Raw genomic sequence first — 24,530 nt, 5'->3', positions numbered from 1 at the left:
ATGAAGTTCAAGAGGGGGATTGGTGATGATGGCAAAGAAGTATCTTCTCGGCTGTTCACTCTGTGCAGGCCTCTTCTTGAGCGCCGCGATCCGGACCTCGGCTCAGGACAGCCAGGGGCCGATTCGTGTGAACGTAAACCTCGTGCAGCTCAACGTAGCGGTCACCGATCATGATGGAAACTACGTCACCGGCCTTCGCCCACAGGATTTCGCCATCGGCGAAGACAAGATTCCTCAAAAGGTATCGACCTTCGAAGAAGGCAGCGAAGGCGCAGTCAACGTGGTCCAGAGCGCGGCCCGTGACAATGGGCCGTCAGGCAGCTCCGACCCGCAGAGCATCGATCTTCCCGCCGAAGTGGCAGCTCACGCTTCCGCAGAGAAGGCTCCGCAGGCTGTAGCTTCGCCGTTCACAGACGCGAACGTCTTCATTCTCTTCGATACCAGCAACTACATGTATCGGGGATTTGTATTCGCCCAGGATGCGATCGCCGGCTTCATTCGCTCGCTGCAAAGCTCCAGCAAGATCGCTTTCTATTCTTACAGTCGCGACCTGTCACGTTCGGCGCTGCTAACTGCGGACCGCCAGCGGGTGCTGCAAGGCGTACGCGGCACGGTCGCGGGCGACAACGCCGCCCTCTACAACTGTCTGCTGCTTACGGTAAAGGATGCGGCGAGAATCGTCGGCCGCAAAGTGATCGTCGTCTTCTCGAATGGGCCTGACGACGCCAGCGTCGTGCCACCGGAAGACGTGGCGGAGCTGGCTCAATCAACCGGAACCGTCATTTACATGATCAGCACGCGGGAGGCGCAGCTGGAGCCGATCTCCACCGCCGTCTTCGAGCGCATGAGCAAGGCCACGGGCGGCAAAGCCTATTTCGCCAAGAGCTGGAGAGATGAAAACAAGGCATTCGCCGCGATCCGCGACGACCTGGCGCATCTCTATTCCATCAGCTACTATCCGCAGCCGAACCCCAACCGCGGCTGGCGCACCATCACGGTGAAACTGGTGGGCAAGGATCTGCAGAAATACCATGTGCGAACGCGCGATGGATATCGCCTCCAGCAGGTGAAGGCATCGGAAGAAGATTTCGCCGAAGCCGGAAGTCCGGAAACCGCCGCGGATCCCAACTAAAGTCCTGAATCACCTACTTCTCGAATACATTGTCATCCCGACCGGAGCGAAGCGAAGTGGAGGGACCTGCAGTCTTTTGTTATAGGCGCCACAGCCCCGCGGGAAATATGCCGGACACTTAAATTTAAGAGACCAAGTCAATGCCACGTCGACGATATTCTCTGGAGGAGAATCCGCTGAAAACTACCGGCCTTCGCGGAGCCGCGCAGCCAACCGGTCGGGCAAGCCGGCTTCGATAATCCGTGACTGCGCCAGTTGCACTTCATAGGGAACGCGGCAGAAGGTCACCGTCATCAGCACATCGTCATAGATAGCGAAAGCCGCGCGCCAGTCGCCATCGCGCGGCTGCCCCACCGAGCCTGGGTTGATCAGATAGCGGCCATTTTCGCGCAAGGGCATTTCGAATTCTTCGGCCTCATCGCGGGAGCCATATTTGGGATGGAGCCGGAACCACTCATGGCCATTGGTCGCGAAGCCGCCCTGGAGATGAGTGTGTCCGAAGAAATTGATGCGCGTCTCCGCGTCATGCAGCGGTCCCCAGGCATCGCGCACGGTGGTGACGTATTCATCCTCATCAAGAAGCGAGCCATGAGCACAGCTCACCTGCGGCCCATCGGGCATGATGGGACCGGCGGGAATCTTCCGCAGCCAGTCCGTGTGTTCCGCGGAGAGCACGCAGCGCGTCCACCGCGCGGCACGGCCGGCGATCGGGTTGAAATCTTCAAGTCCGTTGAGCCCGCTGCAGGCGCGGTCGTGATTGCCGCGCACGAAGACCTGCCCCAGCGGCCGGACGCGATCGATCACCTCGTTGGGATTGGCTCCATAACCCACCACATCTCCGAGATTCCATACCACATCGTGTTGCGGAGCGGCAGCAAGAACGGCTTGCAATGCCTCCAGATTCGAGTGGATGTCGGAGATGATGAGTGCGCGCATCGAGGGTAAGATTGACGAAAAATAAATTGAAGGCCTTTTTCAATCTATTCTCATCGGGCTTAGATGAAAAGATGAAAGCTCGCGTGGCCTCGCCGACGTATCTTCTCCGCGAACCGATATGGGAGGTGCTCACGTGAACTTGCGTGAGCCTGCTGACTAGATTCGCGCCCAGTGCCCCGCGGCGACTTCGCGGAACGGCAGAGATCCCATATTGCTTCCGCGTTCGAGGACAGCCAGGGGAGCTCCAATCTCTGTTTTCATCGTCGGAATGGCGCCGAGTAGAGCGCGCGTATAGGGATGTGCCGGGGCGCGGAAGATGACCTCGCGCGACGCTTCTTCCAGCAACAGTCCGTGGCGCATCACGGCAACCCGGTCGGCGACCTGGGAGACGACAGCGAGGTCATGCGAGATGAAGAGCATGGTCAGCCCGAAGCGCTCTTTGAGCTGGGCCAGCAGCTCCAGAATCTGCTTCTGAACCGTAACGTCGAGCGCGGTCGTCGGTTCATCGGCAATCAACAGGCGCGGCCGATTCACGATGGCCATTGCAATCATGATTCGCTGCCGCTGGCCGCCCGAGAACTGATGCGGATAATCACCGAAACGGCGCGCCGGATCAGGCAGAGCCACTGCATCCATCGCCTCCAGCGTCTCTTCGCGAACCTGCCTGCGCGGCTTCTGCGGATAATGCACGCGAATCGCTTCGGCAATTTGCTCCCCCACGGAGAGAACCGGATTGAGAGCCGTCATCGGCTCCTGGAAGATCATCGCCAGATCGCTGCCGCGCAATCGGCGCATGGCTTCGGATGAAAGCCGCAGCAGATCTAGGGAAGCAGCATCATGTGTCTGTCCGCCTCGCGCGGCATGGCCAGTGCTGCCTGCAAAACGAATCGATCCTTCCATGCGGGCTGTGCTGTCGAGCAGCCGCATGACAGCGAGAGCGGTGACCGACTTCCCCGAGCCCGACTCTCCCACCAGGCCGAGCACCTGGCCCGCTTCGACTTGAAGGCTCAGGCCACGCACTGCCTGCGTAGGACCGAACCCGATGGATAAATCTTCGATCTCAAGCAATGCGCCCACGCAACTATGCTATCGGAGTTCGCGAATGCGATGCGTCGGATCGAGACCGAATGTGTCCATTGACTTCGACCTCGCGGCAGCAGTAGCCTGAGCATCAGCGCGAAGGGCGCATCCAGTCCGCGGAAAGGGCCGTGCCCACCTTCCAATTCAGCGAAGACTACGAACCTTCTTTCCAGCCTGACTCGTGCGGACTCCAGGCAAGCATCGAAAGGAGCTTCGTATGAGTGCAAGGAAACTTCCGTCGCGCCCCAGCCTGGAGCAGTATAAGAAGCAGGCGAAGGACCTCCTCCTGCAGTTCAAAAACCTCGCTCAACAACCCAAACCTCTCGACTACGGCCTCGTCGCTCTCTACCGGGAGTTCGTTCCGCGCCTTCGTTCGTTGACCGACTCCGAAATCCTTCGCTCCCGGGTTTTGCTCACTGATGCGCAGTTCATTCTCGCGCAGCAGTACGGCTTTGCAAGCTGGCCGAAGTTTGCGAAGCACATCGAGTCGGCGAGTCGTGACCGATCGGCCGATCCAGTCGAGGCTTTCCTCGAAGCAGCGTGCGTCCCTGTGAATGGCTGGCATGGCTTCGGAACGCTCGACACGGCGGAAGCCATCATCTCCGAACATCCTCTGGTCGCGACGAACAGCATCTACGCGACTGCCGCGCTCGGCGACGAAGCGGGAGTGCGGAGTTTTCTCGCGCTCGATACGGGAAACGCCACATCGAAGGGCGGGCCTCATGGATGGGATGCGCTGACTTATCTCTGCTTTTCAAAGTACTTGCGTCTCGATCGCGCTCACTTGGAGAAATTCGTGAGAGCTGCGCAGGCTTTGCTGGATGCCGGCGCGACCGCCAACACCGGATGGTTCGACAACACGGGGCAGCCCAAGCCGCACTGGGAGAGCGCCATCTACGGTGCCGCGGGCATCGCGCGGCACCCGGAGCTGACACAGCTCTTACTGGAACGTGGCGCGGACCCCAACGACGAGGAGACGCCCTACCATGTGCCGGAGACATACAACAACAGAGTGATGGAGATCCTGGTCGAGAGCGGCAAGCTCACAGAAGAGAGCATGACGACCCTGCTGCTGCGCAAGACAGACTGGCACGATGCGAAGGGCATCGAGTATTTGCTCCAGCATGGCGCAGATCCCAGCCGGATGACGCGCTGGCAAAACAGCGCGCTACATCATGCGCTGCGGCGCGACAACGGTATCGGCATCATCGATCTGCTGCTCGATCATGGCGCAGATCCGGAGCTCGTAAGCAGGCGGGATGGTCGATCCGCGTACGCGATTGCCGCGCGGCGTGGGCGCGCCGATGTGCTGGCCTCCTTCGAGCGACGCGGCATGCTGCTCCAGCTCGATGGCGTAGACCGCCTGATCGCCGCATGTGCCAAAAGCGATCTCGACGAGATTCGTTCGCTTGCAGAACATGAGCCCGAACTGGTGGGCCAGCTACGCGCGCAGGGCGGAGCGCTGCTCGCGGAATTTGCAGCGAATGACAACGCTGCAGGAGTGCGGCAACTGCTCGATCTGGGCATCGACGTGGCCGAACGCTATAAGGAGGGCGATCCGTATTACGAAATCGCCAAAGACAGCACGGCCCTGCACTTTGCTGCGTGGCGCATGCGGCACGCAACGGTCGCACTGTTGATCGAGCGCGGCGCGCCCGTCGATGCCCACGACGGCCGGGGACGCACGCCTCTGGCGCTTGCCGTACGCGCATGTGTCGATTCCTATTGGAGAGACATGCGCTCGCCCGAGTCAGTGCGGATGCTTCTCGAAGCTGGGGCATCGACGCACGGCATCGATTTTCCCTCGGGCTATGCTGAAGCAGACGAACTTCTTTTGCGATATCGTGAGCAAGCTGGCTGAAACCACTCCGAACACCGCACCAGAATTCGAAGACAATAAGAATATGAACTCCGTACGAATGGACAAGTGGCTGTGGGCGGCTCGCTTCTTTAAGACACGCGCGCTGGCAGTGCGGGCCTGCGAGTTGGGCCGCATCGTCTCCAACGCGCAGCCCGCGAAACCGGCGCGCGAGGTGCGCATCGGCGACATGCTGCAGGTGAAAAACGATGGCGGCGATTTTCAGATCGAGGTGTTGCAGTTAAGCGAGGTGCGCGGGCCTGCGGCTACAGCGCAAACACTTTATCGCGAGACGGAGGAAAGCAAAGCCCTGCGAACCAAGCTGGCCGAAGAGCAGCGGGCCATGCGGCAGTTTGAATCGCTGCCCGCAGCCAAGCCATCAAAGCGCGATCGCCGCGAACTCAACCGGCTGAGAGGCCGCGGATGACCGCGCCGGTCATAATGAGAGTCCGGCATAAAATCGATTGATCGAAATCCCCACCCACGGATGGTTTCTCAAGGTGTAAAAGACCACAGCTGTCCGCAGTTCCAGTAGTCCGATATTGCTTGTAGAGGAGCCCGATTGAACGCAATCTTCGGATGGTTGATCGAATCGTCGCGCGAGCAGAAGCGCACGCTGCTGGCCGCCTCTCTCGGCTGGATGTTGGACAGCATGGACGTGATGCTCTACGCGCTGGTGCTGGGGCAGGTGCAGCGCGAACTCCATCTCTCCGCGGCCTTGAGCGGTGCGATGATGTCGGCAACACTGATCGCCGCAGCAGTAGGCGGCATCGGCTTCGGATGGTTCGCCGATCGCAGCGGACGCGTGCGAGCGCTCACCCTGAGTGTGCTGGCCTACTCGATTGCAACCGCGCTATGCGGCTTTTCGCATTCTGCTCTGCAACTCCTAATCTGCCGGGTGCTGCTCGGCCTGGGCATGGGCGGCGAATGGGCCTCCGGCGCTGCGCTAGTCGCCGAGACCTGGCCGGCGAAGCATCGCGGCAAGGCGCTGGCGCTGGTGCAGAGCTCGTGGGCCATCGGCTATGCACTCGGCGCAGCAGTCGTCGCACTGGTCATGCCGCACTTCGGATGGCGCGCAGTCTTCTTTGTCGGCGTGGCTCCCGCTCTGATTACGCTATGGCTGCGACGCGGCCTGCGCGAGCCGGCAGTATGGCGCGAAGAGCGAGCAGCGAATGGCAACACACGCCTGCGAACGAGCCATCTCTTTCGCGGAGCTTACGGCTACAGCATGCTCATCTGCGCGACGATGAATGCCGCCACGCTCTTTGCCTGGTGGGGACTGTTCACCTGGGTGCCGAGATTTCTCTCCATGTCGACAGCCGAAGGCGGACGCGGCCTCAGCATCGTTCGCACCTCGGCCTGGACCATCGTCATGCAGGTGGGCACATTCCTTGGCTACGTCATCTTCGGATATCTCGCCGACCGCTTCAGCCGCAAGTACACCTACATCGGCTATCTCGTGATGGCCGCATTGCTGGTGCCGCTCTTCGCCTTCGTGCGCAGCCCCAATGCACTGCTGATTATCGGTCCACTGGTAGGATTTTTCGGTACCGGCTACTTCAGTGGTTTCAGCGTCATCGCCAGCGAGCTCTTTCCCGCGTCGCTGCGCGGCACGGCCATGGGCTTCGTCTACAACATCGGCCGCATACTCAGCGCGGCCGCTCCCTACGTCATCGGCCGAGTCTCGGAGCATGCCGGCATGAGCTACGCACTGTGCATTACCTCGGGAGCTTTCCTGATAGCCGCGCTCATCGCCACAAGGCTGCGTCTACCCGCGACACAATCAGCCACATAGCCGAACTTACTGCGAGATAAATTTCTTGCGGATGGCCACGGTGCGGTCCAGCTCGTCGACGGCCTGCAGAATCTTCAAGCGCAGGTCGGGATCTAAAGCGCCGCTCTTCAAATATTGATGAACCTGCTGCTGTGCAGCTTCCGATTGCTGATTTTCGATAAAGGCATCGAGCCAGCCAACCAGGAAAAAGATTTTGCGCTGCTGCTTGATCTGCGGCAGCGCCGCGAGAGCAGGCTGCACATAGGGCTCGGTCAGCGCCGCCTGATTCCAGTAGTTGAATGCTCCCAGGCTGCTCTCTATCCAGTCTTCAGGCCTCTCTGCGTGATGCAGATAGTCGTCAAAGTAGCGCTGCTTGACTGCGGCATCGGGTCGCGCGGCCTGCGCCGCATAAGAATATTTCTTTCCGTCCCCTGAAGGATCGCGCTTTTCTTCCGCTTGAAGCACCTCTTCCGCATGCGGGTCGTTATAGGCAATCAGCGCAGCCACCAATCCCCAGCGGTCCTGCTGCCGCAACTGCACACCGGGCACGGTGAGCGTTCCATCGAGCAGCGCTCGCAGAGCATCGCGGCCCGCAGGCTGCTCGCTCACACCAGCGAGAGCGCGAAACCAGACGATGCGGAGGTCTTTGCTGGGATCGGAGACCATTCGCTGCATCGCCATCTGCTCCAGCTGTGCCATCAATCTCTCGCGTGCCCGATCGCTTACGTAAGAATGGATCGCGACTTCGCTGCGAGCCACGATGCTTGCCGCCAGAGCCTCATCCTTTTCCTGCGGCAGATTCTTGAGCGCCAGCTCGACATATTGTTCGGGCGCGAAGGCAGCAGCACGCACCGATTCCCACAGCGATCCCCATAGCAGCGTTCGCTCGAAGACGTCAGGCATCGCGCCGATGTGTTGCGTCACATAATCGCGGCTGCGCTCGTCCAGCAGAAAGAGTCCGTAGCCATAGTCGCGGTCGTTGGCGAAGACAAACGCCGGACATGGTTTGCCGAGGGCTTCGTTCACAGCAGCACTCGAGGCATTGAGCTGCGCACGAACCGTCTTGGAGGTTCCATCTGGATATCCAAGCAGGATCTCGGAGGCGGTTGGCCAGGTTACGGAGCCGCCCAGAACATCGTGTTGCGTGAGCGCAAGCTGGGCCAGCTTGCCATCGCTGCAGGACCACGCCACATCGACCCGTGGCATGCCGCGGTGGCGAATCCACATCTCCGCCCACGGTGTCAGCGATTGACCGGAGACGGCTTCGAAAGAACCGATCAAGTCGCTCCACTCAGCATTCGAATACTGATGAGCCGCGAGATACCGCTGCAATCCTTTACGAAAGTTGTCGTCGCCAAGAACAAAAGCCAATTGCTTCAGAACGCCGGGAGCCTTCGAATACACAATCGCGCCGTAGGCGGATTTCGCATCCTTGAGATTGGGAATATCCTGATAAATCGGCGTCGTGCCCTGGGTCTCGTCGATGCCGTAGGCCGCGGGCTTGATGGCTTCGTAGAAGCGCTTCCAGATGGCGTCCTTCGGGCGCAGCACAGACAGCGTCTGATAGGCCATGTACTGCGCGAAGCCTTCCTTCAGCCACAGATCGTCGAACCAGCGCATGGTGGTGAAGTCGCCGAACCATTGATGAGTGAGCTCATGCAGCACCAGGATCTGACGATTGATCAGATTCGTCTCCGTCGGCGCAGTGCGGAAGAGCACCGACTCCTCGCGCAGAAAGGTCGAGCCCGCGTGCTCCATGCCGCCGTAGGCGAAGCCGGGAATCAATACCATGTCGTACTTCGGAAATGGAAACGGCTGCGCGAAATAACTCGAGAGATAGCGGATGCCATCGGCCGCGGTCTGTTGCACCGCAGGCGCTTCGCTTTCCGCGGCCTGCGCTTTAGATTTACGCGCGTAAAGTCCGGGCAGTCCCGCTACTGGATGGATCTTCACGAATGGCCCGGCAGCAAAAGCGAAAAGATAGGTGCTGATGGGATGGGTTTCGCCGAATGTCGTCTGTGCCTGTCCGCCGGTGAGCGGCTTCTTCTCAGTCGCGTCGGTATTCGAGATCACGGTCCAGGCCGCCGGAGCGGTCATGGTCAGCTGAAAGCGCCCCTTCAGATCAGGCTGGTCGAAGCAGGGGAAGGCCATGCTCGCGTCCATCGGAACGAACAGCGTGTAGATGTATTCCGAACCGTCGTCGTGATCTTCGAAGCGAGTGATGGCCTTCTCTGCCGGAGCCACGTTGGCGGCAAAGTGTATCTCCAGCGCATTCTCCCCTGCATGAAGATGCTCCACAGGCAACACCAGGTGCCCATTGCTTTCCTCGGCAGCGACGCTCGCGCCGTTGATGATGAGCGTGCTTACGCGCCCATCGCGAAAGTCGAGCAGCAGGGGGCTAGCCGCACGCTTCAATTTGAAGCGCAATGTCTCCGTAGCTTCAGTCTGTGCGCTGTGCTCCACCAGAGTGTAGTGCAGCGCATAGCTTAGATCCGAGACGTTGGCCGCCCGCTCCCTGGCCAGTTCGCGCGGGATGCCCACCGGCGCCTGCGCCCAGGCCGAATATGTAACAGTAGCCATTACCAAATACAGAATCTTACGCAGAGCCATGCACGCTCCCAACGAATCATTTGTTACGAAGATATTTATCGCGGAGCAGGAGTTGCAGCATCCGCCAACGCGTATGCGACGACCGCCATCACGGCCGCATTCTCATTCAGAAGTTTGGGGTCGATCTTGTCGAAGGTATCCGCGGCGGTGTGATGGTAGTTGAAGTAGAAGCGGCTGTCCTGCGTGGGAGTGAAGCCGGGCACGCCTTTCAGGAAGGCAACATCCTCACCCGCATCTTCGCTGGCGGTCAACGTCGACGCGCCGATTGCCCCGAGCACATGCGCGACCGGCTTCAGATACTCGGCCAGCTCCGTCTTACCGGCATAAGTAATGCCGTCGGGATGATCGGCTCCGAGATCCGACTCGAGAGCGCCGATGTGATTCGCCAGCTCCGACGCGTGCTCCTGCGCGTAGGTCTGTGCACCCTCGCCGCCCTGCTCCTCGTCCATCCACGCAATGAAGCGCACGGTGCGCTTGGGATGAATGCCCAGCTTCTGCAGAAGATGAATCGCCTGCATCGAGACGACGATGCCGGCTCCGTCATCGATCGCCCCCGTGCCCAGATCCCACGAGTCGAGATGTCCCGAGACGATGACTACCTGCTCGGGATGCTCGCTGCCCTTCCAATCGGCGATGACGTTGTAGCTGGTCACCGGCGGCAGGCTTTGCGGCGTGAGTGTGAGCCGCATCTTCACCGGTCCCTGATGGGCAAGATTCGCCAGCAGATCCGCGTCTTCCGCAGTAACCGCTGCGGCGGGAATCTTGGCGATGCCGTCGCTATAGAAGGTTGCGCCGGTGTGGGGCAGGCGGAAGTCCGCTCCGCCCACAGACCGCACCAATACCGCCGCCGCGCCCAGAGACGCCGCCACGCTGGGGCCGGCTCCGCGATAGAGAACAGCCTCTTCGTATGCATCCAGGCCATTTCCTTGCGCGGCAAGGCGCTTATCGAAGTGCTCGTTGAAGAGCAGGATTTTGCCCTTGACCGCGCCGGCAGGCATCGCCTTCAGCTGATCGAAATTGTCGGCGACGACGACTTCCGCAGCCAGTCCCTGGGCCGCGGTCGCTACGCTGCCTCCCAGCGCAGTCAGCACGATCTTTTGTGTCGTTCCCTGAGTCATGCCCGGCCACGCGACGAGGGCGCCGGTTTCTTCACCGCGCACCCAGTGGGGAACAGTTGTTTTTTCCAGCGTCACATCAGCGCCCAGCGCCTTCATCTCTCCGGCCACATAGTCGACCGCGGCCTGGGCCTGCGGAGAGCCCGCAAGCCGGGGACCGATATTGTCCGTCAGGTGCCGCAACTCGGTCAGAGCATAGGAATCGCTCACCGCCGCGTCGCGTAGCGTGGCCATGGTCGCGAGCTGCTCCGGCGTCCAGGCGCCAGGCCCAACCGACATCATCTGCTCGAGGCGCTGCTGAATGGTCGGGCCGGCAGGAGCAGGCGTTTGGGCAAGGCCCACACCACATGCCGCGAACAACACGGCCGAAAACAAAACAGAGTTCCTTATTGCCATAGGCGATACGCTACCACGGCGCGGCGGTAAAACCGAGGATATCCACAGACCCGATCAAGGCCATACTCGAAGCCATGTTGAAGCGCCTTCTGCTGCTTATATTGCTGTCAACCGAAAGCTTTCATGCTCTCCACGCCGTGAATCCAGAATGGACAGAGCCTTTTCCGCCGCACCGGATTGCCGGGAACCTCTACTACGTGGGCAGCAAGGACCTGGCTTCGTTTCTCATCACCACGCCGCAGGGACATATCCTCATCAACAGCAATCTCGCGACGTCGCCGCTGCAGATTCGCAAGAGCGTAGAGCAGCTCGGCTTTCGCTTCACCGATATCAAGATCCTGTTGATCAGCCACGCGCATTTCGACCACTGCGCAGGCAGCGCGCTGATCAAGCAGTTTACGCATGCGCAATACATGGTGATGGACGCGGACGTTCCCACCGTCGAAAGTGGGGGCCGCAAGGACTTCGCCTTCGGCAACTCGCCGAAGATGTTCTATCCTCGAGCCAAAGTCGACCGCGTTCTTCATGACGGCAGCCAGGTTCGGCTGGGCGGTGTGGTGCTCACCGCTCATCTCACCGCGGGGCACACCAGGGGCTGCACCACCTGGACGCTGCAGGTTCCGGATCACGGCAAGCTCTACAACGTCGTGATTGTGGGCAGCCCCAACGTGCTTTCCGAATACAAATTGGTGAACAACCAAGCCTATCCGCAGATCGCTCAGGATTTCACGAAGCAGTTCCAGACCTTGCGCGGCCTTCCCTGCAACATTTTTCTGGGAGCGCACGGCGGTTATTACAACTTGGTAGAAAAGTACGCGCGGCTGAAGAACGGCCAGCCCAATCCGTTCATCGATCCCGACGGATACAAGGCCTTTGTCGCCGATGCTCAGCAGGCATTCGAGGAAGCATTACAAAAGCAACAGCGCAATCGCTGAAGCTGGATCATCATGACTTGGCGTTTGCTGTAGCGCGAATCGCTGCGATGTTCTCAGCCGCGGCTCAGCTCTTCTTTTCCTGACCGGCGGCCGCTTGATCCGCCTGGACACCTTCCAGGCGGGACACCGTCCGCGTGAACATCTTCGTCATTTTCCGTTCTTCATCCCGCGCCACGAGGCGAGCGACAATCGCAAACAGAAGACTCACCGAAACTCCGCACATCAAAATACCCGTCAGGCCTTCAATGGGGCCCAGGATGCGCCACACCTGCGGAAGAACGATGTCTCCGTAGCCGACAGTCGAATAGCTGCTTGCCGAGAAGTAGAAGGCAGACTCCCACGTTGCCAGGCATTGCCAGCGGAAGAAACACGCCCAGAGAAGAATCTCGGCGATATGCAGGAAGATGATCAGGGTGGTAAATCGGACCACAAGCAACGCGGCGCCGATCCATAAGAAGCGATCCACGCCCTTTGCCAGGTGGGCTCTTGCCCACTCGATAAGCGCAGCCACCCCGGCGCTCTGCGCGGCAAGGGTGAGAGTCACCAGGACGACGGCGGCGGCGAATTGGTGCAGGAAGAGCATAGCCCGCATCATACAGAGGCCCTGGCCGGAGCTTTGCGGGAATCAACAGCTCCACGACGGAGGGTATTGCAAATCGAAAAGACGGGCGGGAAGATGCGTAGACAAAGAAGGAGACCCCGCCTTCCGTTAAGAAGGCGGGGTCGCATTGCAAGCAGCCTGTAAGCCGAATTCTGTCGAGGACGGCCATTCCTCTAGGCCTGCCATTACTGACAGGCTCCAGCAACCTACCCGGAGGTTTCCGCTTTCAGCGGGCTTACGCCTACTGAAATAACCCGCGTTGGCGCGCCGGGCCGGCACGCATCCGCAGCCGATCGGGTCGGGCCGCGAATTTCCTCCCTATTTGGTCTTGCTCCGTGTGGGGTTTACCATGCCTCCGCCGTTACCGTCGGAGCGGTGCGCTCTTACCGCACCTTTTCACCCTTACCTTCGCCTCTTGCGAGACGCGGGCGGTGTTTTCTCTGTGGCACTGGCCGTCTCGCGGCCTTGACGCCGCGATCCCGGACGTTATCCGGCACACTGCCCTGCGGAGTTCGGACTTTCCTCTCCCGGCCTCGCTTGCGCGCAACCGGCAGCGGCCGCCCGGCCTGCCTGCGTCTCAATGATAACGTCTTTTGTTTCTTCACAGCACTTTCGGACGCATTATCGTGCCTTGAGACCTCAACGAGGGACGTACCGCCGCCAGCCGCTTCAGGGGCGAGCGTCAATGCGGTGCAAGAGAAGATCGAGAGCCGGCGACTGGCTTTGCAAGATGTGCTGGCGCGCCTGATCGATGTCGAACCAAGCGCCACGATCGACTTCGGGGATTTCCATTTTGCGGCCGGAGCGAGGCGGCCACTCGATCTCGCAGGTATTGCTGACCAGCGATGCCGGGTCACAATCGCCTTCGATGGCCCACACCGAGACCAACTTGCCGCTGTTCTGCTTGATCGTGCCCAGCTCGAAGGGTTCGCCGTCTACTTCGAAGCCGGTTTCCTCGCGAAACTCGCGCATGGCGGCCTGCAGGGGCAATTCGCCTTCAAGGTATTCTCCTTTGGGAATCGACCATGCTCCGAGATCTTTTTGGGCCCAGAAAGGACCGCCCGGATGCACCAGAAAAACCTCGATTCCATCATGCGATCTTCGATACATCAATAGACCGGCGCTCAGTTTTGGCATACTTCTTTGGCGCTCCCAAGTAAGATCGTTCCATAAGTCCCGCCGAGGAGGTGTACGACGATGCCCGATCTGGCTTTAGAACCCGCCGCGACGCCGTCCCTGGGACCCCTTGTGCCTGAGATTACGCTGCATGGCTCGGTTCTGGTGCTGCTGCAGTTCGATGTATGCGAGGCTATCCGCGTCGACCGGCTGCGGGAGATTCTCAGCGCCCGCACCGTGGAACTCCCTCAGCCCACACGCCCTACGCCGGGATATATCCGCTATGAGCGCCCGCCTGTCGTGGAAGCCGTGGAACCGCTGGTTCTGGAAAGCGGCGAACGCCTCACCGGCGAGGTGAAATTTTACGATTACGGGGTCCTCAGTATTCTCTTCGAGCTGCCCTTCACCGGCGGGTGGAGCAAGCTCGCCGGCCTGGCCAGCCGCTGGGTCTGGGATGTCGACTTTGCCGCTCAGGCCGAACGGATCGTTCGCGACAAGATCGAGCGGGCGGCCGCGGCTATCGTGAAGCCATACGACGAGTGGCTCAGCGAAGATTACCTCATCTTTCACATCCGCGAGATACGAGGAGACGTCGCCGGCTCGCCGTCCGTTGTAGAGCTGATCCAGCAACACGGCGCGCGCATTGCGCAAGTCGTCCGCGGCGACACCGGCAACCTCGCCGAGAGCGAAGTCAACGAGGTCCTGCAGTCGCGGATTTCCTATTACGCGAACGATCTCGCCGTGATCGGCTGGAACGCGGCCTTCGTCTACGACAGCGTCTCAGGCGCCGAGACCGCTATTCAGCTGCTGGAGTACGCGAATTCCCAGCTCCTGGAGTTTCGCCACTACGACGACCTGCTCACCGAAGAGCTGGAGCGCGTATACACGCTGCTCGACGAGGGCACCGGCATCTTTGCCCGGTGGAGGCTAGCTCGCTCCGCAACCGGTCTTCACACCATGCTGCTCGATGTCGCCGAACTCACCGAGCACGCCGATAATGCCATTAAATTCCTCAGCGACATGTTTTCGGCGCGCCTCTACAAGCTGGCTGCCTCCAAGGTCGGCGTGCCCGACTACAAGGACCTGGTGACCCAGAAGGTGCGCACCGCCGAGGAGCTGTACCGGTTCATGGTCGATCAATTCAACCAGAGCCGCGCCTTCTTCCTGGAGCTGACGGTGGTCATCATTCTGGTCATCGAGCTGATCTACCTTTTCCGCGGTAAGCCTTTCTAATCAGGGAGTTCCGTTCCCCGCGAAATCCCTGCTACAACGAAGGCAGGATGGCGTCTCGCCCCCTCACGAGTCCAGAATTGGGACACTACGGGGAGAGTTGTTTGTCGGGGCATTTGCCAGGATGGCGGTTAGCGGTTTTCACGGCTCTACTCTTTCTCGCTCTGCACGCGGCGGGAATGCTGCTGTTTCCAGGCTCCGCCAACGCCCTTTCTTACATTTTTCTTGTTCTTGCGCCGGGATGCGCGCTCCTGGCCTGCGCGTTTTACGGGGCGATCCCGTCCGAGAAGCTTTTTACCCATTGGCTGCTGGTTGCCGGTGGCCTGGCACTATGGTCGACCGGCATGGTCGTCTCCGCCTGGGGCGATGTCGTTGAGCATGCCGATCGCAATGTGGCGTTTCTCTCCGACTTCATCTTTTTCTTCTATGGCGTACCCATCCTGTTCGCCATTTCGCTTCCTCCCGAAGACCAGCGCTCGTGGTACTTCGCATGGATCGATGGTGTGCAGGCACTGATCGCCGGCGTCCTCGCGTATATCCAGATTTTCTCGGTCGTCCCATTCACCAGCCGCGCATCGGATCCGGTATCGACTACTCTCCTCCTCCGCGGTTACAACCTTGAAAACCTGGTGCTGGCGGTTGCGGCAAGCCTGCGTCTGTTCGCTTCGGCGCGGAAGACGGCAGAGCGGCAGTTTTATTCGCTGCTTGCCGGCTTTTTATGGCTCTATGCGGTCTGCGCCGGAGTCTACAACTGCCTGGACATTCAAGCCCTGAAAGAGTTCGGCGCACGGGACATCCTGGTCGACCTCCCCTTTCTGGCCTTCGCAGTTGGCCTCACGATCCTGCCCAGATGGAAAAACACGGCCGCCGATCACGAGGTGCATAAGAGCTCGATTTCTATCTTTATCGAGAATGGCAGCGCGGTGTTCTTCTCACTCGCGCTCTTCGCTCTTGGCGCGTCGGTGATGAAGAGTCATTTCCGGATAGGCCTGGCCGCCATCGCTCTCGCCATGCTTCTCTATGGCTTGCGTGCGACCCTCCTGCAGAGCCGGTACGCAGAATCCCAGCAGGCTTTGCGCTTAGCGCACAGCCGCCTGGAGCAGATCTCATTGCAGGATGCGCTGACGGGTATCGCCAACCGCAGGCGCTTCGATCGCGCGCTTGAAGAAGAGTGGAGCCGGACAACCCGCGTTCACGAGCCGCTCTCGCTACTCATGCTGGACGTGGATCACTTCAAGCGCCTGAATGACGGATACGGGCATCAGCGCGGCGACGAATGCCTGATCCAGATTGCGGTCACGCTTCAATCCTGCCTGTCTCGCGGCGGCGACCTGGTGGCCCGCTACGGCGGAGAGGAGTTTGCCGTGATTTTGCCCGCGACCACGCGCGAGGGAGCGGAGGCCGTGGCCATGAAGATGAAGCAGGCGGTGCAGGATCTGCATATCCAGTGCGACCCGGCAGAGCAGCGTTTTATGACCATCAGCGTGGGCGTTGCGACGCACGCCTTTTCGAGGGCTGGAAGCGTAGCGTCGCTCATCGAAGCAGCCGATCAGGCTCTTTATCGCGCCAAGCAGAACGGCCGCAACCGCATCGAATTCTCCTCGCCGGATATCATCGATCTGCCACAGCTTTGAATCCGAACCGCCTCTCTCCTGATCGTTCTACATATCTGGCTGTATATATATCGGGCTCTATATGCTCAGGTTGAGGAGAAGCCCTGCGATTGTTTTTCGGAGGGAGCGTGAGGCTTCAGCCTCACGAAGCAGCCGATCGAATTCCGAGGGCTTCAGCCCCGGGGTCTTTTACTTCCTCAACTCAGTACAGCTTTGTAGGCAGCACAAAAGGGACCGCGTTGGCGGTCCCTTTTGTGTTGTCTGAGGGAGGGAGAACTACATGGAATCCTGATCGCTCTTCGACGAATGGCTGACGGTGACTCCGCCGTTGGTGGTCTCCGCATGGATAGTCGGTCCACCGCCGCCGAGATCGGTCTCGAGATGATGCTTGATCTCGCCCTGGATGGTAATGGGGAAGTTGAGCTCGATGCCGCCGTTGACGGTGCCCGTCTCGAGATGGGCGGCATACTTCTCAGGCAGATTCAGCGAGATGCCGCCGTTGGTGGTCTCGGCGTGAAGGCCCTCGCCGTGCCAGCGATCTCCGGAGAGTGCAATATCCAGGCCGCCATTCACGGTGCTGCCGTGAACTTTCCCGGCGAGATCGGTCAGGTCGACACCGCCGTTGGTTGTGTCGAAGTTCAGATCGCCGTCGAGATGTGAGAGTCCGATGCCGCCATTCATGGTCTTCAGCTCGGCAGAGAGCTGGTGAGGCGCGTGGATGGTGTAGGAGACGCTATAACCGCGGTTGCCCCAGTGAAAGTTCGGCCCCTTGTCGCGGATAGTTCCGCCAGAAGCTTGAATCTCCACCTCGCGAAGGATGTCGGAAGCCTCCTTGGAGGAATCGGCCCAGGCCTCGACCCGCGCATCGACGCGGACATCCTTCCTATCTTCGCCCACCACGTCAATGCCGCCGTTCATGCTCGAAACATCCAGCTTGCCGGGAGCGGAGATGACCATGGTCCGCATCTCGCAGGCCCGCTCCTGGTGCCCCCAGCCCCAGTTGGTCCGATTATGGTCTTCGCCGGAGCAATCGTGGACATTCCAGCCATCGGCGGTGCCCAGTGCCGCTCCGTAGGCCGGTGCACCGTCCGCCTTGGCATGCGCGCGGAAGCTGCCCATGAAGGTGCGCAGGCGCGAACACGCGGTCTGGCCCGAGCGCCTGTTTCCGCTCCAGGGCTGTGAGCCAACGGCGACAACGGCGGTTAAAACGACAACGAACAGCGCGAAGCGGCGCATAGGATGGCCCTCTGGCTGCGGATACGAAGTCTGTGACATGGGAGTTCCTCAGAAATTCCATCAATGGATAAGGCACGTTGAAGCCCAAAAAGACCGCCGGGAAAAGGCAGCAGAATCAATGGATTCATGAAAAATTTATGGAATAAAGTGTCCGCTTCACGCAAAAGCTGTTCGAGAACGGACAGATCCGCCCGGAAAATGCGCCCGACGCTAGGGGAACCGGCAGAGATTTTTCGCGGCGCTCGGAATAGGGCCGCGTCAGGAAGCCCGCTTGAGAAGTGTGCTTATTTCTCCACAATCCGGGCAGCGCCGCCGCATCCGGTCAGCGGCGCTTTTCCCAGAACTCCTCGTGGCGATCGTCGCGGAAGCGGATGCCCTTGACCTCGCCGTTTCCATCCTTTTCGAAGATCAGCCGGGTCGGGCTGCCGGTGGGGTAGAAGAAGCTGGTGGAGTTCTCAGGAAGCAGCTCGATGACGTCTCCGACGCGATTTTTCGTAAACAGCCGGTCGCCCTGGCGGGTGATCGTGGCCTGTGCGGTGCCTGCGTCGTCGTAGACGCCGACATAGTCGTCGTAGACGTCGTAATCGATCCTGGCGGGGACAGGATGCAGCGGCACCAGGATCTCTTCAGCCGCAGGCTGCAGCCTGGGCGTGGAGCTGAGGCGATGCGCCAGGAACCAGTGCGCCAGATCCGGCAGCGCATAGGCCTTGTCCCATGCGTTGTGCCTCCAGCCGGCGTACTGCCAGAAGCGGACGTTGCCGCCGCTCGCCTTGAGCGCCTCGTACATGATCTGCGACTGCTTCACGATCACCACATTGTCATCGGAGCCGTGAAAGATCCAGACCGGCGTCCGCCCGATGGCGCGGGCATATTCGGCCGGCAGGGTCGTCGACTCCTTCCAGCGCTCCGGCCGATAGGACCAGAAAATGCCGCCGCTGACCGGCGCAATCGCTGCAAAACGATGCGGGTTGTAGCGGGCCAGCTCGTAAACGCCATAGCCGCCCAGCGAGAGACCGGTGAGATAGGTGCGATCGCGGTCGCCGTGGAACTCCTTGGTGTCCTGGTCGAGCGCAGCGAGCGCCATCTGCATCATGTCGGGATCGGTCCAATGGTGATGACCGAAGGGCACCTGCGGCATCACGACGATGAAAGGCCAGTGGTCGGGGTGGAGACGGATGGCCTGCGGCAGGCCGATCTGCGTCTCATCCATGCCCTCGGAGCCGCGCTCGCCGCTGCCATGAAGAAAGAGAATGACCGGCCAGCTTCCGTGCTCGGTCCAACCTTCAGGCAGGTAAACCTGATACTTGTAGAGCGCTCCGTTCACCACGACGTGACGATTCAGAAAACCAGTGTCGATGTGACGCGGAGCCGCGTTCGCGGCAATGCCGGCAAAGAGAGAGAGAATGAGGACGAAGAGCGGTCTTGCCGCAAGGCGCAAGCGCATTGAGGGACAGGATAAATGATTTGACGGACTGCACCAGGGCTTCACGAGATGAAGTGTTGAGCTGGCGCGGCCTTGGGGTTTCCTGTAAGAATTCATACCTGAATCGATTTAGTTGAATGGAGTGATCTTATGCGCTTTAGCCGCCGCGAATTCAGCCGTCTTGCCGGAGTTGCTTCCCTTTCCTCCCTGCTTCCCTCCCGATGGTCGTCGGCTCAGGCGCAATCGACAGGCGGCCAGGGCATCCGATGGTGCATCGTCGGTCTGGGCCGAATCTCCATGGACCACTTCATGCCGGCGGTGAAGCTCGGAAATAGCGGGCACATCACCGCGCTCGTGAGCGGCCATCGCGATAAGGCGGAAAAACAGGCGGCAATCTATGGCGTGCCCTCCAATGCAATCTACAGCTATGACAACTTCGATGCCATCGCGCAGAACAAGGAGATCGACGCGGTTTATATCGCATTGCCAAACAGCATGCACGCCGAGTACACCATCCGCGCAGCGAAGGCCGGGAAGCATGCACTGTGCGAGAAGCCCATGGCTACCAGCGTCGCCGATTCCAAGGCCATGATCGAGGCATGCAAGTCGGCGGGGAAGAAGTTGATGATCGCCTATCGCTGCCATTATGAGCCGGTCAATCTCAAAGCAGTGGAGATCATCCGCAGCGGTGCACTGGGCACGATACAGGCCATCGAGAGCGACTTCGGCTTCAATATCCCTGCCGGCGAATGGCGCATCGACCGCAAGCTGTCGGGAGGCGGTCCGCTGATGGATGTGGGCATCTACTCGCTCAACGCCTGCCGCTATCTGACCGGAGAAGAGCCGCAGGAGATCAGCGCCTACTCTTCGGTCATCGATCATGATGGACGCTTCAAAAATGTGGAAGAGAACGTCTCCTGGACGATGAAGTTTCCCTCCGGCATCGTAGCCGCCTGCAACACCACGTACGGCGCCAGTATGGACGGCTTCTACCGGGTGCATGGAGCAAAGGGCATGCTGGAGCTAAATCCGGCATTTGGCTACTCGGGGATTCATATGACCGGGCAGATTGGACGCGAAAAGATTCCTGATCTCGTCACTGCCCCCGATCCAGCGCAGTTCAAGGCGCAGGCCGATCACTTCGCCGATTGCATCAACCAGAACAAAGAGCCGAAGACTCCGGGAGAAGAGGGACTACGCGACATGGAACTGATGTCGCGTATTTATCAATCGGCGGGTCTGCCGGCACTTTCCTGAACCTTCATCCCGAAGGCGGCATGCTGAAGTTAACATCGGTGACCCCACTTCTCAGAAGCGAGATGTGGGATCGCCGGTTCAGCTTCCTTCATCCTCGCGCGAAGCAGCGCCGAAGGCGTTTGCCCAGAACGCCAATTCCAGACGGCCAGCGCTAGCCGTTGAGCGTTTCCATCAGCTTGTTCACGGTGCTATTGAGGCTCTTCTCGGAGCGGCGCATCTCGTCGATCTTGGCAATGGAGTGCATCACTGTAGTGTGATGCTTGCCTCCGAATTGCCGTCCGATTTCGGGCAGTGATGCTTCGGTCATCTGCTTGGCGAGATACATGGCGATCTGCCGCGGAACGACCACGGCGCGCGAGTTATTCTTCTGCTTCAGCTCCGCGACGCGCATGCCGAACTGCTCGGCTACCGCGCGCTGGATGGCCTCGATCGTAATCTTCCGCACCTGCGTGTCGATGAACTGCTTGAGGCACTGCTGCGCGGTTGGCAGCGTGATCTCGACACCGTTGAGCTGCGACCAGGCGAACAGCCGCGTGAGCGCGCCTTCCAGCTCGCGTACGTTGGTGCGCACGTTGGAGGCGATGAACAGCGCAACGTCGGTCGGGATGATAACCTGCTCGCTCTCTGCTTTCTTCTGCAGAATGGCGACCTTGGTTTCGAGGTCCGGCGGCTGAATGTCGGCGATCAATCCCCACTCGAAGCGCGAACGCAGGCGGTCTTCGATCTCGGGCAGCTCTTTGGGAGGACGGTCGGACGCGATGACGATCTGCTTCATGTTCTCGTGAAGCGCGTTGAAGGTGTGAAAGAACTCTTCCTGCGTGCGCTCCTTCTGCGAGAGAAACTGAATGTCGTCGATAAGCAGCAGATCCACCGAGCGATACTTGTCGCGGAAGCTGGTCATCTTGTCGTAGCGCAGCGAGTTGATCATCTCGTTGGTGAACTTTTCGACCGAGACGTAGCAGATAGAAGTGCTGGGCGTGCGCGACTTCACCTCGTGGCCGATGGCATGCATGAGATGGGTCTTACCCATGCCCACGCCTCCGTAGAGGAAGAGCGGGTTGTAGGCCTTCGACGGGCGATCGGCCACCGCCTCCGCCGCAGCGCGGGCAAACTGATTGCCCGAGCCGATGACGAATGCATCGAAGGTGTAGCGCGGATTGAGCTGCGCCGCTGTCGACCAATCGAAGCGGGCCTGCTGCGGAGGAGCTGCGGGCGCGGTGCGTCCGTTGACGTGACGGCCATTGGCCGGAGCATTCGGCGCATGCGTCGGAACCGGCGGAAAGCCGCCATCTTCGCGAGCCCGGGCCAGCGTGGGATCTTCTTCCGGGGTGAGAAACTTTACGTCGTCGAATTCGAGCTGCAGCGCATCGATGGCTTCCTGAATGAGATCGGCATAGCGTTCGCCGACATGCTGAAACTCAGGCGTGGGGATGCGCACGTACAGCAGCCGCTCTTTGGCGTAACTGAAGCGTGTGGGTTTGAGCCAGGTATCGAACGACTGGCGATTGACCTTCTTTTCAAGTGCGCCGAGGATCCGCACCCAAGGATTGAGCACGGCGGCGGGAGTAGCGACAAATGACATTCTTATTCCTTGCTTGAACGCTCGCGGAGACTATTCGATGCCGGATGCAAACGCATGACCAAATGCACTCGGTCCCATCCTAAGTGGGTATTGCCGGAGCATTTGCATTGGCCGGGAAGCGCATCGGATGCGCCTTGCTTTCCGATGCTTCGGTCGATTGGTCTGACGGCCGCGAGGCGTCAGGAAAATCTCTTATGAACGTTGCCGATACTAGCACAGTTCGAAGCCCGAAAGTACGACCTTTCTGCCGCATTTTTTTTCCTCTCGCAGGGTTGCACCACGGAGTGTGAAATGGTCTGAAAAATCGGCGCCGCAGAAGGTAATCTTTGAAAAAACCTTGGAGAAAATTTGGAATTCCAATCGATACATTTGCGATCTTCGTCGCTTCTCTCACTGTCTCTTTGATCGTGGCATGAAGCCGCGAACTTGGCAATTACGACTCGGCATATGTAATCCTTACCGGCCTCAATAGTCGCCACCACCGCCATGGGCAAGGTTCTCAAATCTGGTGCATTTGGAGAGATAGGCCAAGTGCACAGAGCCGGTCGGACCGTTTCGCTGCTTGGCAATGATGATCTCGGCCTTGCCTTCGGTATCGGGATCGGGCTGTCCGTTTTCGTCGCGATTGTAGTAACTGTCGCGGTGAATGAAGGCCACCACGTCGGCGTCCTGCTCGATCGAGCCTGACTCGCGCAAGTCGGAGAGCATCGGCTTCTTGTCGCCGCCGCGCTGCTCCGAAGAACGCGAGAGCTGTGAGAGCGCGATCACCGGCACTTCAAGCTCCTTCGCCAAAGCCTTTAGACCGCGCGAGACTGCAGAGACCTCCTGCGTGCGGTTCTCATAGCGCTTCTGGCCTGGCAGGCCGGAGCTGGCGGTCATGAGCTGGAGGTAATCGATCACGATGAGGTCGAGACCGCCGCGCGACTGGCGCAGTCGCCGCGCCTTGGCGCGCATCTCGGTCAGCGAGATGCCCGGCGTGTCATCGATGAAGATGGGCGCCTCCACCAGACGCTCGAGCGCGCTGTTCAGCTTCTCCTGATCTTCGCGGCCGAGAAAACCCTTCTGGATCTTCTGCGAATCGACCAGAGCTTCAGAGGCCAGCATTCTTCGCAGCAGCGACTCCTTGCTCATTTCGAGTGAGAAGACGGCAACCGTATGCGCGCTGCGAACCGCGGCATTCTGTGCGATGTTGATGGCCCACGCGGTTTTACCCATCGAAGGGCGAGCCGCGATGATGATGAGCTCTGACTTCTGCAGGCCGCTGGTCATGCGATCGAACTCGTCAAAGTGCGTGGCCAGACCAGTGACTTCGCGGCCTTCTTTGTACAAGTTGTCGATGGTGCCGAAGGAGTCGCGAACGATCTCCGGAATACCGGCGAAGCCGCGGGTGATGCCCTTCTCCGTGACCTCGAGCATCAACGTTTCCGCTGCGTTGATGACCTCGAGCGCCTCTTCGCTCTGATCTGCGGCGCGCGTGATAGCCGTCGAGCAGATGTTGATGAGCTGACGCAGCAGCGACTTGTCCTTGACGATGCGGACGTACTCTTCAATGGAAAGGCGGCGCGGCAGGCCTTCGGTCAGCGAGGCAAGATACGCAACTCCGCCAATCGATTCGACTTCTTTTCGCTTGGCCAGCTCCTCGGCAAGAGTAACGATGTCGACCGCGCGGCCAGCATCGATAAGCTCGGCCATGCGCGCGAAGATGCGCTGGTGCGAGTCGAGGGCGAAGTCATCGGCGCGCAGCTTCTCCGCGGCCTCGTTGTACGCGTGATTATCGAGAAGGATAGCGCCAAGAATCGAACGTTCGGCGTCAACAGAGGCGGGCAGCCCGCGTTCGAAAGAGATGTCAGCAGTGGCGGCCATTCATAGAGGCTAGGCCCGCAGACAAAAGAAAACAACGCAAAGGGCTCAAGATCGTCAAATTAAGGTGTGGACGGCCTGTGGAAGCTCTGGATAACGCGTCCGCAATGCCAAATCGAACCTCAGCCTTTATCATGAGAAAGAAAGAGATTTCGTTGTGACTATGAAACAAACTTTGATATCGCTGACAGCCTGCACGGTGCTCCTTGCCGGAACGGCCTTCGCTCAGCAACAAGCCACCGCTCCCCCCGCGTCCCCGCAATCTCCTGAGATTGCGCAGTTCCAGAAGTTTGAGGACCAGTGGAGCAACGCGCTGGTGAAACGCGATCAGTACGGGCTGGAGAATCTGATGTCGCCGCTGTATGTCGACATCTCCTCGGGCGGAGACATCACAACGCGCAACCAGCAGATCGCTTTGCTTTACGAGAAGTCGGGGCCGCAGCCGGTGAGCATGGAGCAGCGTGTGGTCAACGTTCGCACCATTGAAGATGTTGCCGTGGTCGATGGAACCTACATCCAGAAATGGAAGGTCAACGGCACAACGCACGAAGAACGCGGCATCTTCACGCATGTTTATCAGCACGCGCGCGGCAACTGGATCTGCATCAACTCCCAGCGCACAGCAGTGGTCGAACAGCAGGCAGGGCAAAAAGCGGCGAAGCCGGCCAAGAAGAGCACAGCCGATTTGCCCTTCCACATCCCGCTTTTGTTCAAGGGCCAGGATGCGCCCCAAACTCCTCCGGCTGCAGGCAGCAATCCTGCTCCGCAGCAGTAGG

At 59.8% G+C, this 24,530-nt stretch carries 19 protein-coding genes and 1 other RNA gene; 9 read left to right on the top strand and 11 right to left on the bottom strand.

Features of this window, described 5'->3' with window-relative positions; translation table 11 throughout:
* The first annotated feature begins 25 nt into the window (after positions 1 to 25).
* Entirely contained in the window at positions 26 to 1,132 is a 1,107-nt protein-coding gene (locus XX99_RS18110) for a VWA domain-containing protein (RefSeq protein ID WP_050060795.1), read from the top strand.
* A 183-nt stretch (positions 1,133 to 1,315) separates the two neighbouring features.
* Here the strand turns inward: XX99_RS18110 and XX99_RS18105 are convergent, their stop codons facing one another.
* Entirely contained in the window at positions 1,316 to 2,068 is a 753-nt protein-coding gene (locus XX99_RS18105; RefSeq protein WP_050060794.1) for a metallophosphoesterase family protein, read from the bottom strand.
* A 156-nt stretch (positions 2,069 to 2,224) separates the two neighbouring features.
* Positions 2,225 to 3,145 carry an ABC transporter ATP-binding protein gene (locus XX99_RS18100; RefSeq protein ID WP_050060793.1) on the bottom strand — a complete coding sequence of 307 codons (921 nt, stop codon included), beginning with the start codon at positions 3,143 to 3,145 and terminating at the stop codon, positions 2,225 to 2,227.
* A 220-nt stretch (positions 3,146 to 3,365) separates the two neighbouring features.
* Here XX99_RS18100 and XX99_RS18095 point away from each other — a divergent pair, with 220 nt between their 5' ends.
* The 3 genes from XX99_RS18095 (at position 3,366) to XX99_RS18085 (ending at position 6,801) form a co-directional block, all read left to right on the top strand.
* Complete coding sequence (locus tag XX99_RS18095; RefSeq protein ID WP_156186064.1) at positions 3,366 to 5,009, top strand: ankyrin repeat domain-containing protein; 1,644 nt, start codon at positions 3,366 to 3,368, stop codon at positions 5,007 to 5,009.
* 43 nt (positions 5,010 to 5,052) lie between these two features.
* Entirely contained in the window at positions 5,053 to 5,433 is a 381-nt protein-coding gene (locus XX99_RS18090; RefSeq protein ID WP_050061140.1) for an RNA-binding S4 domain-containing protein, read from the top strand.
* A gap of 135 nt (positions 5,434 to 5,568) precedes the next feature.
* Complete coding sequence (locus XX99_RS18085) at positions 5,569 to 6,801, top strand: MFS transporter (RefSeq protein WP_156186063.1); 1,233 nt, start codon at positions 5,569 to 5,571, stop codon at positions 6,799 to 6,801.
* A gap of 6 nt (positions 6,802 to 6,807) precedes the next feature.
* Here the strand turns inward: XX99_RS18085 and XX99_RS18080 are convergent, their stop codons facing one another.
* A complete protein-coding gene (locus XX99_RS18080; protein WP_050060791.1) occupies positions 6,808 to 9,390 on the bottom strand; it encodes a M1 family metallopeptidase in 2,583 nt (860 codons plus the stop codon).
* 35 nt (positions 9,391 to 9,425) lie between these two features.
* A complete protein-coding gene (locus XX99_RS18075; protein ID WP_231581471.1) occupies positions 9,426 to 10,880 on the bottom strand; it encodes a M20/M25/M40 family metallo-hydrolase in 1,455 nt (484 codons plus the stop codon).
* A gap of 98 nt (positions 10,881 to 10,978) precedes the next feature.
* Between XX99_RS18075 and bla the strand changes: the two genes are divergently transcribed.
* Complete coding sequence (gene bla, locus XX99_RS18070) at positions 10,979 to 11,836, top strand: subclass B3 metallo-beta-lactamase (protein ID WP_375782550.1); 858 nt, start codon at positions 10,979 to 10,981, stop codon at positions 11,834 to 11,836.
* Between the two features lie 64 nt (positions 11,837 to 11,900).
* Here the strand turns inward: bla and XX99_RS18065 are convergent, their stop codons facing one another.
* The 3 genes from XX99_RS18065 to XX99_RS18060 all read right to left on the bottom strand — a co-directional run bounded on the left by XX99_RS18065 (position 11,901) and on the right by XX99_RS18060 (position 13,574).
* Positions 11,901 to 12,419 (bottom strand): potassium channel family protein, encoded by a 519-nt coding sequence (locus XX99_RS18065; protein ID WP_050060788.1) that lies wholly within the window; start codon positions 12,417 to 12,419, stop codon positions 11,901 to 11,903.
* A gap of 144 nt (positions 12,420 to 12,563) precedes the next feature.
* An RNA gene (gene rnpB / locus XX99_RS19955) (RNase P RNA component class A) lies at positions 12,564 to 13,010 on the bottom strand.
* A 96-nt stretch (positions 13,011 to 13,106) separates the two neighbouring features.
* Entirely contained in the window at positions 13,107 to 13,574 is a 468-nt protein-coding gene (locus tag XX99_RS18060) for an NUDIX domain-containing protein (protein ID WP_050060787.1), read from the bottom strand.
* A 60-nt stretch (positions 13,575 to 13,634) separates the two neighbouring features.
* Here XX99_RS18060 and XX99_RS18055 point away from each other — a divergent pair, with 60 nt between their 5' ends.
* A complete protein-coding gene (locus XX99_RS18055; protein WP_050060786.1) occupies positions 13,635 to 14,786 on the top strand; it encodes a hypothetical protein in 1,152 nt (383 codons plus the stop codon).
* Positions 14,787 to 14,887: 101 nt separating this feature from the next.
* On the top strand, positions 14,888 to 16,417 hold the full coding sequence (locus tag XX99_RS18050; protein WP_184085054.1) for a sensor domain-containing diguanylate cyclase: 1,530 nt from the start codon (positions 14,888 to 14,890) through the stop codon (positions 16,415 to 16,417).
* A 255-nt stretch (positions 16,418 to 16,672) separates the two neighbouring features.
* Here XX99_RS18050 and XX99_RS18045 read toward each other — a convergent pair whose 3' ends face one another.
* Positions 16,673 to 17,671 carry a DUF4097 family beta strand repeat-containing protein gene (locus XX99_RS18045; protein ID WP_050060784.1) on the bottom strand — a complete coding sequence of 333 codons (999 nt, stop codon included), beginning with the start codon at positions 17,669 to 17,671 and terminating at the stop codon, positions 16,673 to 16,675.
* A 283-nt stretch (positions 17,672 to 17,954) separates the two neighbouring features.
* Entirely contained in the window at positions 17,955 to 19,076 is a 1,122-nt protein-coding gene (locus XX99_RS18040; protein WP_050060783.1) for an alpha/beta hydrolase-fold protein, read from the bottom strand.
* Positions 19,077 to 19,205: 129 nt separating this feature from the next.
* Between XX99_RS18040 and XX99_RS18035 the strand changes: the two genes are divergently transcribed.
* Positions 19,206 to 20,312 carry a Gfo/Idh/MocA family protein gene (locus XX99_RS18035; RefSeq protein ID WP_050060782.1) on the top strand — a complete coding sequence of 369 codons (1,107 nt, stop codon included), beginning with the start codon at positions 19,206 to 19,208 and terminating at the stop codon, positions 20,310 to 20,312.
* A gap of 151 nt (positions 20,313 to 20,463) precedes the next feature.
* On the opposite strand, the gene dnaA is transcribed toward XX99_RS18035, so the two are convergent.
* Both dnaA and dnaB read right to left on the bottom strand, forming a co-directional pair.
* Positions 20,464 to 21,894, bottom strand: a complete 1,431-nt coding sequence (gene dnaA, locus XX99_RS18030) for a chromosomal replication initiator protein DnaA (RefSeq protein WP_050060781.1) — start codon at positions 21,892 to 21,894, stop codon at positions 20,464 to 20,466.
* 465 nt (positions 21,895 to 22,359) lie between these two features.
* Positions 22,360 to 23,757 carry a replicative DNA helicase gene (gene dnaB / locus XX99_RS18025; RefSeq protein WP_050060780.1) on the bottom strand — a complete coding sequence of 466 codons (1,398 nt, stop codon included), beginning with the start codon at positions 23,755 to 23,757 and terminating at the stop codon, positions 22,360 to 22,362.
* A 160-nt stretch (positions 23,758 to 23,917) separates the two neighbouring features.
* On the opposite strand from dnaB, the gene XX99_RS18020 reads away from it, so the two are divergent.
* Complete coding sequence (locus tag XX99_RS18020) at positions 23,918 to 24,529, top strand: nuclear transport factor 2 family protein (RefSeq protein WP_050060779.1); 612 nt, start codon at positions 23,918 to 23,920, stop codon at positions 24,527 to 24,529.
* Position 24,530: the final 1 nt, after the last annotated feature.

It is taken from the genome of Silvibacterium bohemicum (genome assembly GCF_001006305.1).
GTDB classification, from domain to species: Bacteria; Acidobacteriota; Terriglobia; order Terriglobales; family Acidobacteriaceae; genus Silvibacterium; species Silvibacterium bohemicum.
This window is presented reverse-complemented; position numbering and strand designations above follow the sequence as displayed.